Source organism: Rhizobium sp. AG207R, assembly GCF_027109195.1.
Lineage (GTDB): Bacteria > Pseudomonadota > Alphaproteobacteria > Rhizobiales > Rhizobiaceae > Rhizobium > Rhizobium dioscoreae.
Genome location: NZ_JAEPVT010000011.1, coordinates 45,663 through 62,038, shown reverse-complemented (window position 1 = coordinate 62,038; position 16,376 = coordinate 45,663). Strand labels below are relative to the sequence as shown.

The following is a 16,376-nucleotide window of genomic DNA, read 5'->3' as shown; positions in this document are numbered from 1 at the left end:
GTGGCTCGTGACAAATTGTTCCTCATTTCCCCCGGCTTTGCCGATCCGAAACATCCGGGCGTCAGCTTCGTCTGCCCCTATTGCAACGCGATCGAGGGACTGCTCGCCTCATTCCCGGATCTTGCTTCGGCGATCGATGTCGAAAGGGTCGCGTTCCCGCGACCACGGCAAAAGGTGATCGAGGTTGCCGGCGAGGAAAACCAGTCGCTGCCGCTTCTCATTCTCGCGGAGAACCCGCCTGATGACGCCTGCGACTGGAACGGAACGCGCTTCATCAATTCGACCGATCGTATCCTCGAGCTGCTTGCCGAACGGCACGGCTTTCCGCGCCTACATTAGGGACGAGGCCATCATGACCATAAAACCAGATGGCTTCGAGCCGCCCTATCCTCCACCCTCCCTTTTCGAGGCGGATCAATCGAATCCCCATCTCGCCAAAGCCGTGGAGCTTAGGGATATATTTGCCCTCGATGCCATCGAGAGGGATCAGTCAGGTGGCAGGCCCGCCGAGCAGATCAGGCTCCTGAAGGAGAGCGGCCTCGTCAACCTTGTCATCCCGAAGGAATTCGGCGGCGGCGGCGAACCCTACTCCACCGCCATGCGTATCGTGCGCGAATTCGCCAAGGTGGACGGCTCGCTCGGTCATCTCTATGGCTATCATTTCAGTCCATTGCAGAATGCTGTCACCACGGCCCAGGATAAGCGGTCGCAAGACATTCTGCGCCGCTCGGCCTCGGGACGCTGGTTCTGGGGCAATACGACGAACAGCTTTTCCAAGAGCCTTTTCGGGCGGCAGGAAAATGGGAAGGTCACCCTCAACGGCTTCAGGCCGTTCGCGTCAGGTTCGCATGTCGCCGACTATCTGATGGTCGCATGGGAAGACGAGGACACCAACAAGCGGAGCTTTGCCTATATACCGGCCGACCGCAACGGTATCACCATCACCGACGATTGGGACGGGATCGGCCAACGACAGACGGGAAGCGGCCGCGTTCTCTACAAGGATGTCGAGATTGAGGAGAGCGAGATCCTGCCGGAGCGCCCGAAGGATCCAATCGCTCTATTGGCACCATTGCAGCAGCAGAGCGTATTGCTCAATATCTTTGTTGGCTCCGCACAAGGAGCGTTGGCGGCAGCCCGGGACTATACAGTCACGAAATCGCGCCCGTGGATCTATTCCGGCGTCGAACGGCATTCCGACGACCCTTGGATCAAGAGACAGTATGGCGAGCTGTGGATCAAGGTGCAGGCGGCAACGGCGCTTGCCGACCGGGCGCTCTCGGCCATCGATGCCGTCTATGCGAAAGGGCACGATTTGACAGCAGAGGAGCGCGGCGAGGCGGCAATCGCGGTCGCCTCCGCCAACGTGCTTGCCGGCCGGGTCGCCCTTGAAGTCACCAGCGAGATTTTCGAGGCCATGGGTGCACGGTCCGCCGTCAGGCCGCTCGGGTTCGACCGCTTCTGGCGCAATGTGCGCATTCACACGCTTCACAATCCCGCCGAATACAAGACCCGCAATGTCGGGACATGGTTCCTCGACGGCGAGTTTCCTGAACCGGGGATATTCCAGTGAGCCGGACACGCGAACTCCATCTCAACATCAACATATTGCACTCCGGATTTTCGCCGGCAGCCTGGCGCATGCAGGGAAGCGATCCGCGCGCGTCCTTCGATATCAACCACTATATCAATGTCGCCCGCATCGCCGAGCGCGGCACCTTCGACGCGGTCTTTCTGGCCGATCAGGCAGCCATATCCGATCGCGTCGATTTCCGCCCGCTGACATCTCTCGAGCCGACCATCGTGCTGGCCTCGGTTGCGGCCCATACCGAACATATCGGCCTGATCGCTACGGCTTCCACCACCTATAACGAGCCCTATAATATCGCTCGCCGCTTCGCGACCCTCGATCACGCCAGCGGCGGCCGCGTCGGCTGGAACGTCGTCACCAGCGCCGATCTCTCGCAAAGCAGGAATTTCGGCCTGGAAAAGCCGGTTGCGCATCAGAGCCGCTATGAGCGCGCTGAGGAATTTACATCGGTCGTCAAGGCCCTGTGGGACAGCTGGGAGGAAGACGCTTTCATCGGCGATGTCGAAAGCGGTCGGTTCGTCGATACCAGCAAGGTCCATGCCATCGCCCATCGCGGCAAGCATTTTTCCGTACACGGCCCGCACAACGTCCCACGCCCGCCGCAAGGACACCCCGTCATCGTGCAGGCCGGCGGCTCGGATGATGGGCGGGAGTTGGCAGCCAGGCACGCCGAGGCGGTGTTCTCAGCCTCGCAATCCCTGGAGGAGTCGCTCGATTACGCGCGCGACCTCCGAACAAGAGCCGCCCGCCATGGCCGCGCCCCCGACAGCCTGCTGGTGCTTGCCGGCCTTGCCACCATCATCGGCAGTACCGAGGCGGAAGCCAGGCGGCGGCAGGAAGAACTGCGCGAACGCATTCCGCTGGAATACAGTCTTGCGCGCCTCTCGGGCGTGTTGCAGGTCAATCCCGATAGGCTGGAGCTCGACCAACCCCTGCCGGATGACATTCCCCTGCCCCCCGATGGCGGCCACACCTTCTTTCGCGCCACCCTCGCCCTCGCGCAGCGCGAGAAATTGACCGTGCGCGGCCTCATCCGCGCCTTGAATGGCGGGACCGGACACCGCACCATTGTCGGCACGCCCGACGCAATCGCCGACGATATCGAAAAATGGTTCGAGGCAGGCGCAGCAGATGGCTTCAACCTGATGCCTGATGTGCTGCCGCATGGCCTGGAGGTCTTCGTGGACGAGGTGGTGCCCATCCTGCGCCGCCGAGGCCTGTTCAGGAAAGTATATACGGGCCATACCCTACGGAACCATCTCGGCCTTTCCAGGCCGGCTAACCCATATGCCATCGCCGCCGAATAAAGGAGAAACAACATGACGTCAGCCACGACCGCAAGGCTTCCGGAGGATGACAGGCTCGCCGCTCTCGTAAGCGAGCGCTACCGCAACAGCCATCATATCGGCGCCGACTGGAATGAGACGATCGAGACGTTGCTGTCCCACCGTAGCGTGCGCGACTATCTGCCAAAGCCGGTTCCGGATGACATCCTCCACCTCGCGATCGCCGCGGCCCAATCGGCGCCGAGCTCGTCCAACCTGCAGGCCTGGAGCGTCATTGCCGTCAGGGACGATACGCGCAAGGAAAAGCTGAACGCCGTTGCCGGAACACAGAGGCAGATCACGCAGGCGCCGTTGCTGCTGATCTGGCTTGCGGATCTTTCGCGGCCACGCCGCATCGCGGCGGATCAAGGCTCAGCCGCCGATGGCCTCGACTATGTCGAAAGCTTCCTGCTCGGCGTCATCGACGCTGCCCTCGCCGCGCAGAATGCCGTCGTCTCCCTGGAATCGCAGGGCCTCGGCACCTGCTATATCGGCGCCATCCGCAACGACCCGGAGACCGTGGCCCGCGAGCTGGAATTGCCGGAGGGTGTCTTTCCAGTCTTCGGCCTGACGGTCGGCTATCCCGATCCGGCCATACAGGCCGCCGTCAAGCCGCGGCTGCCGCAAACGAGCGTGCTCCATGACGAACGCTACGATCATCGCCGGCGGTCGGAGGACCTGCGGCATTACAACACCGTCCTGCAGGACTTTCAGACCGAACAGCGCATGCCACGCATTGACTGGACGGTGCAGGTGAAAAACAGGATAGGATCCGTCGAAGCCCTGAAGGGACGACACCTTCTCGGCGTGGCGGCCCGCCGCCTCGGCTTCAGACTGAAATAATCAGCCGGCTATTCGGCGGCGGCAATGTCGAGCCTGCGCAACATATTACGCGACAGGATGTCGCCGATCGTCCACACGACCTTGACCTCCGCCCGCAGCCAGTTGCGGAACAGTTCGACGCGCATGAGACGTTCCTTGGCGGGCGCCGTGACGAAGAAATAGGAAAAGCTCACGGCTTGCGAGCCGCCGAAGGGCGTCACCAGACGTCCCGCCTTCAGCTCGGCCTCCGCCAGGCGGATTTTTCCGAGACCAAGTCCCTGACCTGCCAGTGCGGCATCGATGACGAGCGATGATTGACTGAGGCGGAAGCCGCCCTGTGGCAAACGCAGGGATAGTCCTTCGGCACGCAGCCAGCCGTTCCAATCCGGACAGGAATGATCATGCTCCGCGCCATCCTCGTGCAGCAGAGGCACGCCTTCGATCGCCTGCGGGCCGTTCCACAGCCAATGCCGCTCGGCAAATTCGGGGCTGCAGATCGGCACGACAGCCTCGGAGAAAAGGTGATCGACGACAAGCCCGGGATAAACGCCGCTGCCATACCGGATGGCGCAATCCGTGTCGCCTGTATTCAAATCGGTCAAATGCGTCGAGGCATCGACCAGAATCTCCAAACCGGGGGCCGCTTGCCTCAGACCATCCAATCTCGGGATCAGCCATTTGCTGGCAAAGGATGGCGCGACCGATACGCGGATCGGAAGATCGTGATCGCTGGCGATGAATTGCGTCATCGTCGCCAGAACCACATCGAACGCGTTTGTCAGTCCCGGTACCAGCGCCAGGCCGGCAGCCGTCAACTGGAGTTGACCACGGACCCTGCGAAACAGCGACTGCCCCAGATAATCCTCCAGAAGCCGGATCTGCTGGCCGACGGCGGCCGAGGTGACGTGCAATTCCTCCGCAGCACCAAGGAAACTCAGGTGCCGCGCTGTCGCCACGAAGGCGCGCAACGAGGTCAATGGCGGTAGCCGCGCCAAGGTCGGCTGGATGGATTTTCTCCGAGTGTCGGCAATCGTGTTCATGAACCGATTGCACCACAATCAGCCATCTGAAGACGAGAACGCGCTTTGCGTTTACGGGCAAGCGGACGGATATTTTCTTCCATGCCCGGACGGCATGGGGGAAGCAAAAACTAAAAATGCAAAATAGTCTATATTTTTAATAGACAAAAGATTTGACCGGCCCATTTCGGACGCATCCGGCAAAGCTTTTCTTTCTCGGGCGATCAGAAAAACATTCTTTCGTTTTGCAGGCCGGGCACCCGAAGATGCGCCGATCGCGGACATCTCCGCCAGCGGTTCACCGAAGGACCGATCCGTTCAACCGGCAAGGAAAGCGAATGACCATCAACCGCCGCCGTTTCAACCAACTGCTTCTGCTCTCGACCGTAGCAACCCTTCTGCCAACCGCTGCGATCCGCGCGGCCGAAACACCGCCGCGCGGCGGCACGCTTAATTTCATCGTCGAACCCGAGCCGCCAACCATCCTGGCACTCGCCCATACCGCCGGCGGCACGCAGAAGATCAGCCCGAAGATCACCGAGGGGCTGCTTACCTACGATTTCGGTCTCGTGCCGAAACCACAGCTTGCGACCGAATGGGCGGTGGCAGCCGACGGTCTCACGTATACGTTCAAGCTCAGACCCAACGTCAAATGGCACGACGGCAAGCCATTCACCTCGGCCGATGTCGCCTATTCGATCGAACTCTTGAAACAGGTTCATCCGCGTGGACGAGGCACGTTCGCCAATGTCATCGCGGTCGACACGCCAGACCCCCTGACGGCGATATTCCGTCTCTCCAAGCCAGCGCCCTACCTTTTGAAAGCGCTCTACGCGGCCGAATCTCCGATCGTGCCGAAACACATCTACGAAGGCGTCAAGATCGCCGATGTTCCGACCAATCCGAACGGTGGCGCCCCTATCGGCACCGGCCCCTTTGTTTTCCGGGAGTGGGTGCGCGGCTCGCATATCATCCTGGAGCGCAATCCCGATTATTGGGATGCCGGCAAACCCTATCTCGACCAGGTTGTGGTTCGCTTCGTGCCCGATGGCGCTGCCCGCGCGGCGGGCTTCGAGACCGGAGAGTTCGATCTCGGTGGCGACAATCCCATCCCGCTCGCCGATCTCGAGCGCATCAAGGCGCTGCCGAATATCGGCATCGATTCCCGCGGCTACGAGACGAAGGGCGACCAGACGCAGCTCATCCTCAACCTCGATAATGAATACCTGAAGGATGTCCGCGTGCGTCGCGCGATCGCGCATGCGATCGACCTCAACGTCATCCTCAATACGGTCTGGTATGGCTATGGCCACGTCTCGCCAACGCCTATCAGCACCTTCCTGCCGCAATATCTCAATGCCGCGATCAAGCCCCATGCCTTCGATCTCAAGGCGGCGGAGCAATTGCTGGACGAGGCCGGCTATAAGCGAAACGGCGGCGGCACTCGGTTTGCGCTTCGCCTGACGCACAATTCCTACAATGAAGGCTTCAAGCGCGTCGCCGAATATCTGAAGCAGAACCTCGCTCGCATAGGTATCGACGCGAGGATCGATTCCTACGACTTCTCGACCTACATCCAGAAGGTCTATACCGAGCGCGCCTTCGACCTTACGGCGGAATATCTCGGCAACCAGTTCGATCCGACGCTCGGCGTGCAGCGCATCTACTGGTCGAAGAACTTCAAGCTCGGATTGCCTTTCTCCAACGCCAGCCACTATCAGAATCCGGAGGTCGACAGGTTGCTCGAGACAGCTTCGATCGAAGTCGACGAGGCAAAGCGCAAGCAGGAATTCAACGACTTCCAGAAGATCATCGCCGATGAGCTGCCCGTCATCAATCTGATCTCGCTCGAAAACGTCACGGTCTTCAATAAGCGCGTCAAAAACCACACGATCGGCGCGGAAGGCGTGCAATCGAATTTCGCCGATGTCTATATCAAGGAGGGCGAAGGCTGACACTAAAAGCAGTCCGTTCTGCTTTGAGGGGGCGATGCGGCGCCCCCTTCCTTTATGTCGGATTATGAGGCGGCAAGGGCGAGCGGCGTCAGTTTGGCGAGAATACGATCGGCCAGCGCAATCGCCTGCGCCCGTTGCTCCGAGATCGAGCTTGACTCCCAGGCAACGCCGCGCAGCGGATGACCAATGGCGCTGATGTTGCGGTGAACACGCCCCTCTTCCGAAATGACATCCCCTTGTTCCGTGGCATCGAGGCCGAAACCGGTGCTGTGCGGGCGAACCTCTCCGCTTTCGATGAGGCTCCTGACGAAGGGATCGGAAATGCGTCGCCAGTCGTGTAACTGATGGCCACGGCAATCGATGACGCCGCCGAAAGAATGGGACTCGGTACCCGAACGCGTCTTCAACGTCGCCGTGATCAAGCGGCCAGCGGGCTTCATGGAAAGCAATCGCGCGGGCCCGTGCCGGAGCCTGCCTTCGGCAATCGCCTTGGAGACGGCGCGATAGCTGTCAGGCGCGGCGCGATGCGCCGTAACATCCCAGAATGCCCGCAGATGACGTGCGAACCGCGCTCTCTCGACATCGTCAGCCTTTTGCCACAAAGGCAAAATGTAGGGCCGGATGGCGAGCGGCAGCGCCTGCCAATCCTTGGCCTCGGCCGCCAGTGCGCGACGTTCGGCCTTGACGATCGACAGCAAGGACCGCGCGGTGGTCGGTAGAGGTCTCTCCGCGAGGAAATCACGCTCCAGCGCAACATTGCGCCGATCCTCTATGAATTGACCACGCCTGGATATGACCTGATAGCGGCCCTGGAAGCCTCGCGCTTCCATGCTTGCGACCGCATCGACCATCGACAGGCTCGAGCCGATGAGCAAGATCTCGTCTGTTTCCACCAGGCGATCGAGGGCTGCGGCATCCCACGGAGATGCGGCAAAACCTGGATGACGGGCAACGGATGCTTCCTGTCGCGCAAGGTCGGGCTGGAAGACGCCGAGGGCCAGAACTACCTCGTCCGCTTCGATAGTCTCGCCTTCACTTGTCGTGATCTCCACCCTGTGCGGAGCGGAAACGAGACGGCTCGCCGCGGCCTTGACATGCCGGAATGTCGATCCGGAGCGTGCTGTCGATATCGCCCGGCGCAGCTCATCGCGGACATAGGTTCCATAAAGGTAGCGCGGCGGAAAACTGCCTGCGATATCGGCAGGCGGCGTCCAGCCGTAACGTAACGCGTTCTCCGCCAGCCAATGAGTAAGATGGTCGGGCTCTTCCGGATGAAGGGAAAAGGTACCGGCGGGGCCATTGACGAGATGCACGCCCTCGGTCGTGCTATAGGCGACCCCACGCCCAAGCTCCTCGCGGGGCTCCAATATCGTGATCGAAAGCGGCACCTCCGTCTTGTCGAGCAGCTTGATCGCGGTCAGCGCACCGGCAAAGCCGCCGCCGACAATGACGACGGAATGATGGGAATGCGGGTCTATGTGCATGGCTCAGAAGACCTTGCCTTCTTCCAGATGCGTCGTGGTGCCGTTGATGTAATAGTCGCCGACCACCCGCGCCTTGTGCAGCAGCGGATTGTGGTTAAGCACCGTGCGGATGTTGCGCCAGTGGCGATCGAGGTTAAGTTGCCGCGACGTCGCCGAACCGCCGCCGAGCTCGAAGACGTTGGTCGCGGCAGCAAGGGCAAGCTGCGATGCAACGATCTGGGTGCGCGCCGTCGTCAGCGCGCTTTCGACCAAAGCCGTCTCCAAGATCTGCGGATCATCGCCCGCAAAAGCCGAGGCCGTCCGATCGAGCCCGCGGGCGCTTTCGCGGATCAGCGTATCGACGGCAAAGGAGTTTGCCGCGATCTCACCCAATATCTTCTGGACGAAAGGATCGGCATTGGCCGTCTCGGCCGCACTGTGGGCTGCCGAGCGCGCCTGTCTGCGTACATATTCGGTGCCTTCCGCCAGCGCGCCGCGGACCGCGCCCGCCATCGAGGCGGCAAGATGCAGCTGACGCAGTGTGGACGTGTGCCTGCCGATCAGCGTGTTCAACCCGCGCCTCGAAATCTCGTGCGGCAGCACTTCCACGTCGTCGAGCAGCACGCCACCGCTTGCCGTCAGACGCTGACCCATGCCGTCCCAATCGTCGAGGATGCTGATCCCCTTGCGATCGACGGGCAAAAGCACGCTGACGAGTTGGTCTTCATCATCCTTGGCGCTAAACGAGGCGAAATCGGCAAATGCCGTGCCGGTCGCATACCATTTGCGCCCGTTGAGCCTGTAGCTCTCGCCGGATTTCGTCAGCCGCGTCGTGACCTCGCCGGGACGCTTCGTTCCCTGTTCCGTATGGGCGCCGCCGAAGAGCTTGCCGCCAAGGACGCGGGCAAGCTGCGTGCGATCGACCGAACTGCTCGGATTGAGCAGCAGCGCTTCCGTGAAATTGAAATGGCTGCGGAGCGCGTGGGCGACATTGGAATCGGCCGCACCGATCGTCATCACCATCTCGATGTAATCGAGCACCGATCCGCCCGGACCGCCAAGCGCTGTCGGTATACGCAACGCGCCAAGGCCGGCCTCCTTGAACAGCTTGAAAGCCTCATGGGGCAGCTCGCGTTCGAGGTCTCGACGCGCAGCGCCTTTTGCGATCTCCGCAGCAAGATCGGGTATTCTTGCAAGCAACGTCGCCCGATTGGTTTCAACGGGTACGGAGGGCACGGCTGATGAAACTGTTATGGGCATGAAAGGCTCTTTGCGCCGGAAGGGGAAGGCCCCGCTCAAGCAGGGCCTTAGGCTGGATGATCAGGCTACGGCGCGAGCAAGCGGCACGACGTTTTCATTGTCGCCGGCGGCACTGACGGGAACGCGACCCTCGACTGGATGGCTCGGATCATTGAAGCCCGGCGTGGACGGATGCCCTGTCGTGACCAGACGGTCGACCAGAGCCTCGTCCTCAGCAGTCAGCTTGACGTCGAGGGCTCGGATATAGCTATCCCAATGCTCTTCCGTGCGCGGGCCGGTGATCGCCGAGGTGATCAGCTTGTTGTTCAGCACCCAGGCGATGGCGAATTCGGTCGGCGTGACCTTCTTGGCGGCGGCGTGAACGGCGATCTCCTTGGCGATGGCGATCGATTCCGGACGCCATTCGGTTTCGAGGATGCGCTTGTCGCCGCGGCCGGCACGGGTATCGGCGGCCGGCTCCTTGCCCGGCTCATACTTGCCCGTCAGCACACCGCGCGCCAGCGGCGAATAGGAGACGACGCCGAGGCCATAATGATGAGCGGCCGGAAGCTGCTCGGCTTCGGCGGTGCGGTTGACGATGTTGTAAAGCGGCTGGCTTGCGACCGGGCGATCGATACCGAGCTGGTCGGCGAGATGCGAGATCTCGGCGATGCGCCAGCCGCGGAAGTTCGAGACGCCGAAATAGCGCAGCTTGCCCGCGCGGATAAGATCGGCAATCGCACGCACCGGCTCCTCTAGCGGCGCGTCGAAGACGGCGCGATGGAAATAGAGGATGTCGATATAGTCGGTGTTGAGACGGCGCAGCGAATTTTCGACCGTCTCGATCACCCATTTGCGCGAATGACCGCCGAGATTGGGACCCTTCTTATGCGAGTTGACGAACTTCGTCGCAAGCACCCAATGATCGCGGTTTGCCTTGATGCCGCGGCCGACCACCTCTTCCGATTTGCCGTCATGATAGACGTCGGCGGTGTCGATGAAATTGATGCCCTGATCGCGGGCCTTGTCGATGATGCGGAAAGAGACCTCGTCGGGCGTCGGGCCGCCGAACATCATCGTCCCAAGGGTGAGAGGCGATACCTTCAGCGCGCTGCGCCCGAGATAGCGATAATCAACCATGTCATTTCTCCATTTCATTGTGCATGATGGCAGGCGACCGTGTGACCACTGCCCATTTGCCGATAGTCCGGATCATCGCTCCGGCAGATGTCTGTTGCGAGCGGACAGCGCGTATGAAAGCGACAGCCGGACGGCGGATTGTGCGGGCTCGGCAGATCGCCGGTGATCGGTGCCGCCTGCTTGCGCCGCGACGGATCGGGCACCGCGGCTAGCAGCGCGCGCGTATAAGGATGCTTGGCATCGCTCCAGAGCCTTGCCGTCGGCGCGCTTTCGACGATGCGGCCGAGATACATGACCAGCACCCGATCGGCGAAATAGCGCACGACCGACAGATCATGGGAAATGAAGAGGTAGGAAAGCGAAAGCTCCGTCTTCATCTCGACGAGAAGATTGAGGATCTGCGCCTGGATCGAGAGATCGAGCGCGGACACGGGCTCGTCGCAGATGACAAGCTCAGGCTGCAGGATCAAAGCCCGGGCAATCCCGATGCGCTGGCGCTGGCCGCCGGAGAACTCATGCGGATAGCGATCGAGCGAATCCGCCGGCAAGCCGACGTGAAGAACCATAGAAGCGGCGATAGTGTCACGGCTCTTGCGATCACCGATGCCGTGAACGGCGAGCGGCGCTGTCAGGATTGAGCGGATCGTCTGGCGCGGGTTGAGCGAGGCGAACGGATCCTGAAAGATCATCTGAATATGCCGGCGGACGGATTGCAACTCCCTGCCCGACATGGCGGCAACATCGCGCCCCTTGAAGGTAACACGCCCGGAACTGGGATCGACGAGGCGCATCAGGGATTTGCCGAGCGTCGACTTGCCGCAGCCGGATTCTCCCACAAGCGCTACGGTCTCCCCTTCGAGGATCTCAAGCGATACGTCATCCACGGCCCGCACCGTTCCGGCCGCAGCCGGATAATGCGTCGAAAGCCTATCGACCGACAGAAGCGACATGGGCTCTCTCCGTAAGGACTGGAACATAGGGACAGGCCACTTCACGGTCGATTGAGACCTCGACAAGCGCCGGCACGGATATGCCGCAGGCCGCTCGCGCCACCGGACAGCGCGGCCGGAACGAACAGCCCTTTTCGCCGACCGCAGAAACGATCGAGCCGCGAATTTCCGTCAATGGCCCATCGCGATAGTGATAGTCGGCCTTCAATCGCGGTGAGGCCGCGAGCAGCCCCTGCGTATAGGGATGATACGGCGTCTCGAACAAGGCATCGGGCAGGCCCTGCTCGATCTTTCGCCCCGCATACATCACGACGACCCGGTCGGCCCATTGCGCGACGATACCGAGGTCGTGCGTGATGAGGATGACCGCCATGTTGAGCTGACTGCGCAGGCGATCGAGCAGTTGCAGCACCTGTGCCTGGATCGTGACGTCGAGTGCCGTGGTCGCCTCGTCGGCAATCAGAAGCCGTGGATTGCAGGCGACCGCAATGGCGATCATGACGCGTTGACGCATGCCGCCCGAAAGCTGATGCGGATAGTCGTCGATACGTTTTGCCGCCTCTGGAATGCTGACGAGATCCAGCAGATCGATCGCGCGCTGGCGCGCCTGCCTGCCGCTCAGTTTTTCATGAATGCGCAGCACTTCGACGATTTGGGCGCCGATTGTCAGCACGGGATTGAGCGACGTCATCGGCTCCTGAAAAATCATGGCGATGTCGTGCCCGCGAATGCTCCGCATCTCCCGTTCGCGCAATTTCAGGAGGTCGCGGCCGTCGAACAGGATTTCGCCCGCCGTCTTGGCGTGCCGAGGCAGGAGCCCCATCAGACCGAGCGCGGTCAGCGACTTGCCCGAGCCTGACTCGCCGACAACAGCCAGCATCTCGCCGGCTGCCGCCGTGAAGCTGACGCCCTTGACCGGCTGGGCGCTCCCGAAACCGACCGAGAAATCGCGGACGTCGAGAAGTCCCGTCATCGACGCTCCTCCGAAAAACGCGGGTTAAGGGCATCGTTCAGGCCATCGCCAATGAGATTGAGCGACAGCACCGTGAAGACGATGGCAAGACCCGGCAAGGCGGTGAGATACCAGGCGGTGCGGATGACATCGCGCCCCGCGCCGATCATCGAACCCCAGGAGACACGATTGGGATCGCCAAGCCCCATGAAGGACAGCGCCGATTCCATCAGGATCGCGCTCGCCACCATGACGGACGACGTGACGATCAGGGGCGGCAAAGCATTCGGAAGGATTTCCCGAAAAATGATGCGGGCATGGCCGAAGCCGAGGCTGCGGGCAGCGAGAACATAGTCTTTCTCCTTTATGCCGCGAAACTCGGCGCGTGTCAGACGTGCGACCGTCGGCCAGCTGACCAGTGCAATCGCAACCGTCACCGTCGTCGTGGTCGGCTGTGCGATTGCCACCAGCACGACAAGCAGGACGAAACTCGGCATGGTCTGGAAGATCTCGATGAGCTTGACGAGGAGGTCATCGACCACACCGCCGAAATAGCCGGCAAGCGCGCCGACCGTCACCCCGGCGCCAAGGCCGAGCAGGGTCGCGGCAATGCCGACGGTCAGCGAGATCTGGGCACCATGAAGAATGCCCGCCAGCACATCACGCCCCATGGAATCCGTTCCCAACGGATAGGCCGGATTTTGGCCCGGCCAAAGGAAGGGTCGCGCCACCATCTCCAGGGGATCGCCAGGATAGAGGATCGGCGCAAGCAGGGCCGCAAACACGATTGCCGCCAGAACGGCAATGCCGAAGAGCGCGTTGGGGTTGGAAAGAAAGATCCTGAGCTCACGCCGACGCCCTTGCCAGCGCGGGGCCGAAACAGCCGTCGTGCGGGCATCGGGCGCATGGATGTGGGTCCAACGGCGTTCGGGAACGGGTGCGGCCTTTGCCGCTGTTTCGGACTCCTCGGCACTGAAATCGCGCGCCGCGTCCGCATAGATCTTGAGTTCTTGCGCTTTCATCGATTCGCTCCGATCCGCGGGTCGAGCCAGGCTTGCAGAAGATCCACAGCAGCGTTGGCGATGATGACGAGAAGTGACGAGAGCAACAGGATGCCAAGCAGAACGCTGAAGTCGCGGGCCATGACGGCCTCGAAAGCCAACCGCCCAAGCCCGGGCCAGCTATAGACCGTCTCGACGACGACGGCGCCGCCGAGCATGCCGCCGAAGTGCATTCCAGCCATTGTCGTGATCGGGATCAGCGCGTTGCGCAACACATGCCGCGTCGTCAGCTTGAACGGCGAAACGCCCTTTGCCCGCGCCGTGCGCACGAAATCCTGCGACTTGACTTCAAGCATGGCGGCGCGCGTCAATCTTGCATAGATCGCGAGGTAGAAGAGTGCGAGCGATATGGCCGGCAGCACCATGTAGCGCGCCCGGTCAAGCAGCGCCGGCAGGCCGGTGAGCCGCGAACCGATGGTGCTGTCGCCGCCGCTCGGCAGCCATCCGAGCTTGACGGAAAACAAGAGGATCAGCATCAGCCCGATCCAGAAACCCGGGATCGAATAGAAGAGGAGCGAGACGATCGAGATCAGCCGATCCGGCAGCCGCCCAGCAAATGTTGCCATCAGCGATCCGAGGATCAGGCCGATCGCGATCGCGGCGGCGAGTGCAGCCACCATCAGCGTCAGGGTACCGGGCAATCGCTGGCCGATCAGATCGGCGACGGGCATGCCGTAGCGCGGCGAAAAGCCGAGACTGAAATGCGCGAGATTGTTCAGATAGTTGGCGAGCTGCACGAGGACCGGATTGTCCAGGCCGAAGCGCTCGCGCAGCGCTGCCATGGTCTCGACCGTGGCCGAGCCGGCCTCAGCCGCCATGACATCGGCTGCATCGCCCGGCGCCAGCTTGAGCAGAAAGAAATTCAGGATGACGATGCCAAGCATCGTCGGCACCGCCTGCACGGCCGTCCTGCGTAGCGTTCGTCCTATCCGCATATATGCCGACATCGAAACTCCTCGGCAGCGCCTCCGAAATTTCAAGCGCTGCATCGCAATAGTAGTTGACTAAATCTGTAGGTTTTGTCAAATCGATATCGGTAGATATTTCTGAAATTTCTCAAATCGACGATGTAAATTAGAATAAATTTGCAGAGATCTGAAATTTACGCATCAATTTTCCCAAGAAATGAGCGCAAGGCAACAAAGCAACCTACGAGAACCGCTCCCTTCGAGAACATAAAACCAGCAACCGTTCAGGCTCGGTAGCCCCACCTTAGACAGACGAGGCAACTTCAGATGACCAGGCTTTCCACAATTACACGCCGGAGTTTCCTGCTCTCGTCGGCAGCGCTCGGCGCGATCGCCGTAACGGGAACAACAGTCCATGCGGTTCCATCGCGTGGCGGTACCGCGACGCTTCTGCTTTCGGCTGAACCGCCGGTCCTGACGACGATCGCCCATACGGCCTTCAACTCGGTCTATGTCTCGCCGAAGGTGACCGAGGGGCTGTTGACCTATGATTTCGATCTCAATCCGCAGCCGCTCCTCGCCAAACAATGGGCCGTCAGCGATGACGGGTTACGCTACACCTTCAAGCTGCGCGAAGGCGTCAAATGGCACGACGGCAAGCCTTTTACCGCCGATGATGTTGTCTTCTCGATCAAGACGCTCAAAGATGTCCACCCGCGCGGACGCAACACCTTTCTGAACCTCGTCGAGATCGAGACACCCGACCCCCTGACGGCGATCCTGGTTCTCTCCAAACCAGCCCCTTATCTGATTACCGCTCTCGCCGCATCGGAATCGCCAATCGTTCCCCGCCATCTCTATGAAGGCACGAAGGTCGCCGAAAATCCGGTCAATCTGGCGCCGGTCGGCACCGGACCGTTCAAGTTCAAGGAATGGATACGCGGCAGCCATATCGTCTATGAGCGCAATCCCGATTATTGGGACCAGCCTCGTCCCTACCTCGACCAACTGATCGTCCGCTTCATTCCAGACGCCGCCGCGCGCTCAATCGCGATTGAGACCGGCGAGATCGATCTGGCGCCATCGACGCCCGTTCCGCTCAGCGATCTCGATCGCCTCAAGGGCGTGGCGAGCCTCGCCTTCGAAACAAGGGGTTATCAATATTCGAATGGCGTCAGCCGTATCGAATTCAACCTGGAAAGGCCGGTGTTCAAGGATGTCCGCGTCCGGCGGGCCTTCGCGCATGTCATCGACCGCAAGGTGATCCGCAACACCATCAATTATGGCTATGGCGAAGCGATCCCCGGCCCGATCAATCCCAATCTGGCGAAATGGTTTGTCGCCGATCTCAAAACCTATCCGATCGACCTTGCCGCGGCGGAGAAGCTGCTCGACGAGGCCGGCCATCCGCGCGGTTCGGACGGTGTGCGCCTGCGCCTCAATCTTGACTATGTGCCGAGCGGCGAGCCCTACAGCCGCGGCTCGGAATATATCCGCCAGGCGCTCGCCAAGGTCGGCGTCGAGGTGACGGTGCGCAGCCAGGATTTCGCCACCTATACCAAGCGCATCTACACCGATCGCGATTTCGATTTCGCCTATGAAGGAATGAGCAATCTCTTCGATCCCACGGTCGGCGTGCAGCGGCTTTACTGGAGCAAGAACTTCAAGCCGGGCGTGCCCTTCTCCAATGGCTCCGCCTATAGCAATCCCAGGGTCGACGCCCTTCTCGAGGCCGCCGCCATCGAAGTCGATCCCCAGAAGCGGGTCGAGCAATGGCGCGAGATCCAGACGATCCTCGTCGAGGATCTGCCGGCCCTCGACATCGTCAGCCAGCCGGAACTGACCATCTACAACAAGCGTATTGCCGACCACACGCTCGGCGGCGAAGGCATCGCCGGCAGCCTTGCCTACGCCTACATCGCAACCGCCTGAAGCACCGAAAGCAAGGGAA

General features: G+C 61.2%; 14 protein-coding genes. 6 read left to right on the top strand and 8 right to left on the bottom strand.

Annotated elements, in window-relative coordinates:
* From JJQ51_RS24605 to JJQ51_RS24590, 4 genes are read left to right on the top strand one after another with little or no spacing between them, the layout of a single operon-like run.
* Positions 1 to 339 carry a DUF3088 domain-containing protein gene (locus JJQ51_RS24605; protein ID WP_269245430.1) on the top strand — a complete coding sequence of 113 codons (339 nt, stop codon included), beginning with the start codon at positions 1 to 3 and terminating at the stop codon, positions 337 to 339.
* A gap of 13 nt (positions 340 to 352) precedes the next feature.
* Positions 353 to 1,573 (top strand): acyl-CoA dehydrogenase family protein, encoded by a 1,221-nt coding sequence (locus JJQ51_RS24600; protein ID WP_269245429.1) that lies wholly within the window; start codon positions 353 to 355, stop codon positions 1,571 to 1,573.
* Positions 1,570 to 2,898: an LLM class flavin-dependent oxidoreductase gene (locus tag JJQ51_RS24595; protein ID WP_269245428.1), complete on the top strand. Its 1,329-nt coding sequence runs from the start codon at positions 1,570 to 1,572 to the stop codon at positions 2,896 to 2,898. Before JJQ51_RS24600 ends, JJQ51_RS24595 begins: the two co-directional genes overlap by 4 nt.
* A 12-nt stretch (positions 2,899 to 2,910) precedes the next feature.
* Entirely contained in the window at positions 2,911 to 3,759 is an 849-nt protein-coding gene (locus tag JJQ51_RS24590) for an NADPH-dependent oxidoreductase (RefSeq protein ID WP_269245427.1), read from the top strand.
* An 8-nt stretch (positions 3,760 to 3,767) separates the two neighbouring features.
* Here the strand turns inward: JJQ51_RS24590 and JJQ51_RS24585 are convergent, their stop codons facing one another.
* Positions 3,768 to 4,778, bottom strand: a complete 1,011-nt coding sequence (locus tag JJQ51_RS24585; protein ID WP_269245426.1) for a LysR substrate-binding domain-containing protein — start codon at positions 4,776 to 4,778, stop codon at positions 3,768 to 3,770.
* 317 nt (positions 4,779 to 5,095) lie between these two features.
* Here JJQ51_RS24585 and JJQ51_RS24580 point away from each other — a divergent pair, with 317 nt between their 5' ends.
* Complete coding sequence (locus JJQ51_RS24580; protein WP_269245425.1) at positions 5,096 to 6,712, top strand: ABC transporter substrate-binding protein; 1,617 nt, start codon at positions 5,096 to 5,098, stop codon at positions 6,710 to 6,712.
* 62 nt (positions 6,713 to 6,774) lie between these two features.
* Here the strand turns inward: JJQ51_RS24580 and JJQ51_RS24575 are convergent, their stop codons facing one another.
* Genes JJQ51_RS24575 through JJQ51_RS24545 form a run of 7 tightly spaced genes read right to left on the bottom strand, consistent with a single transcriptional unit; the run spans position 6,775 to position 14,464 of the window.
* Complete coding sequence (locus JJQ51_RS24575) at positions 6,775 to 8,196, bottom strand: FAD/NAD(P)-binding protein (protein WP_269245424.1); 1,422 nt, start codon at positions 8,194 to 8,196, stop codon at positions 6,775 to 6,777.
* Between the two features lie 3 nt (positions 8,197 to 8,199).
* Positions 8,200 to 9,435, bottom strand: coding sequence for an acyl-CoA dehydrogenase family protein (locus JJQ51_RS24570; RefSeq protein ID WP_269245423.1), 1,236 nt, complete (start codon positions 9,433 to 9,435; stop codon positions 8,200 to 8,202).
* A 60-nt stretch (positions 9,436 to 9,495) separates the two neighbouring features.
* On the bottom strand, positions 9,496 to 10,554 hold the full coding sequence (locus JJQ51_RS24565) for an aldo/keto reductase (RefSeq protein ID WP_269245422.1): 1,059 nt from the start codon (positions 10,552 to 10,554) through the stop codon (positions 9,496 to 9,498).
* Between the two features lie 14 nt (positions 10,555 to 10,568).
* Positions 10,569 to 11,504 (bottom strand): ABC transporter ATP-binding protein, encoded by a 936-nt coding sequence (locus JJQ51_RS24560; RefSeq protein WP_269245421.1) that lies wholly within the window; start codon positions 11,502 to 11,504, stop codon positions 10,569 to 10,571.
* Complete coding sequence (locus JJQ51_RS24555; RefSeq protein ID WP_269245420.1) at positions 11,482 to 12,477, bottom strand: ABC transporter ATP-binding protein; 996 nt, start codon at positions 12,475 to 12,477, stop codon at positions 11,482 to 11,484. Before JJQ51_RS24555 ends, JJQ51_RS24560 begins: the two co-directional genes overlap by 23 nt.
* Positions 12,474 to 13,478 carry an ABC transporter permease gene (locus JJQ51_RS24550; protein ID WP_269245419.1) on the bottom strand — a complete coding sequence of 335 codons (1,005 nt, stop codon included), beginning with the start codon at positions 13,476 to 13,478 and terminating at the stop codon, positions 12,474 to 12,476. Before JJQ51_RS24550 ends, JJQ51_RS24555 begins: the two co-directional genes overlap by 4 nt.
* Positions 13,475 to 14,464, bottom strand: a complete 990-nt coding sequence (locus tag JJQ51_RS24545) for an ABC transporter permease (RefSeq protein WP_152095080.1) — start codon at positions 14,462 to 14,464, stop codon at positions 13,475 to 13,477. Before JJQ51_RS24545 ends, JJQ51_RS24550 begins: the two co-directional genes overlap by 4 nt.
* A gap of 288 nt (positions 14,465 to 14,752) precedes the next feature.
* Here JJQ51_RS24545 and JJQ51_RS24540 point away from each other — a divergent pair, with 288 nt between their 5' ends.
* Positions 14,753 to 16,357, top strand: a complete 1,605-nt coding sequence (locus JJQ51_RS24540) for an ABC transporter substrate-binding protein (protein WP_269245418.1) — start codon at positions 14,753 to 14,755, stop codon at positions 16,355 to 16,357.
* Positions 16,358 to 16,376: the final 19 nt, after the last annotated feature.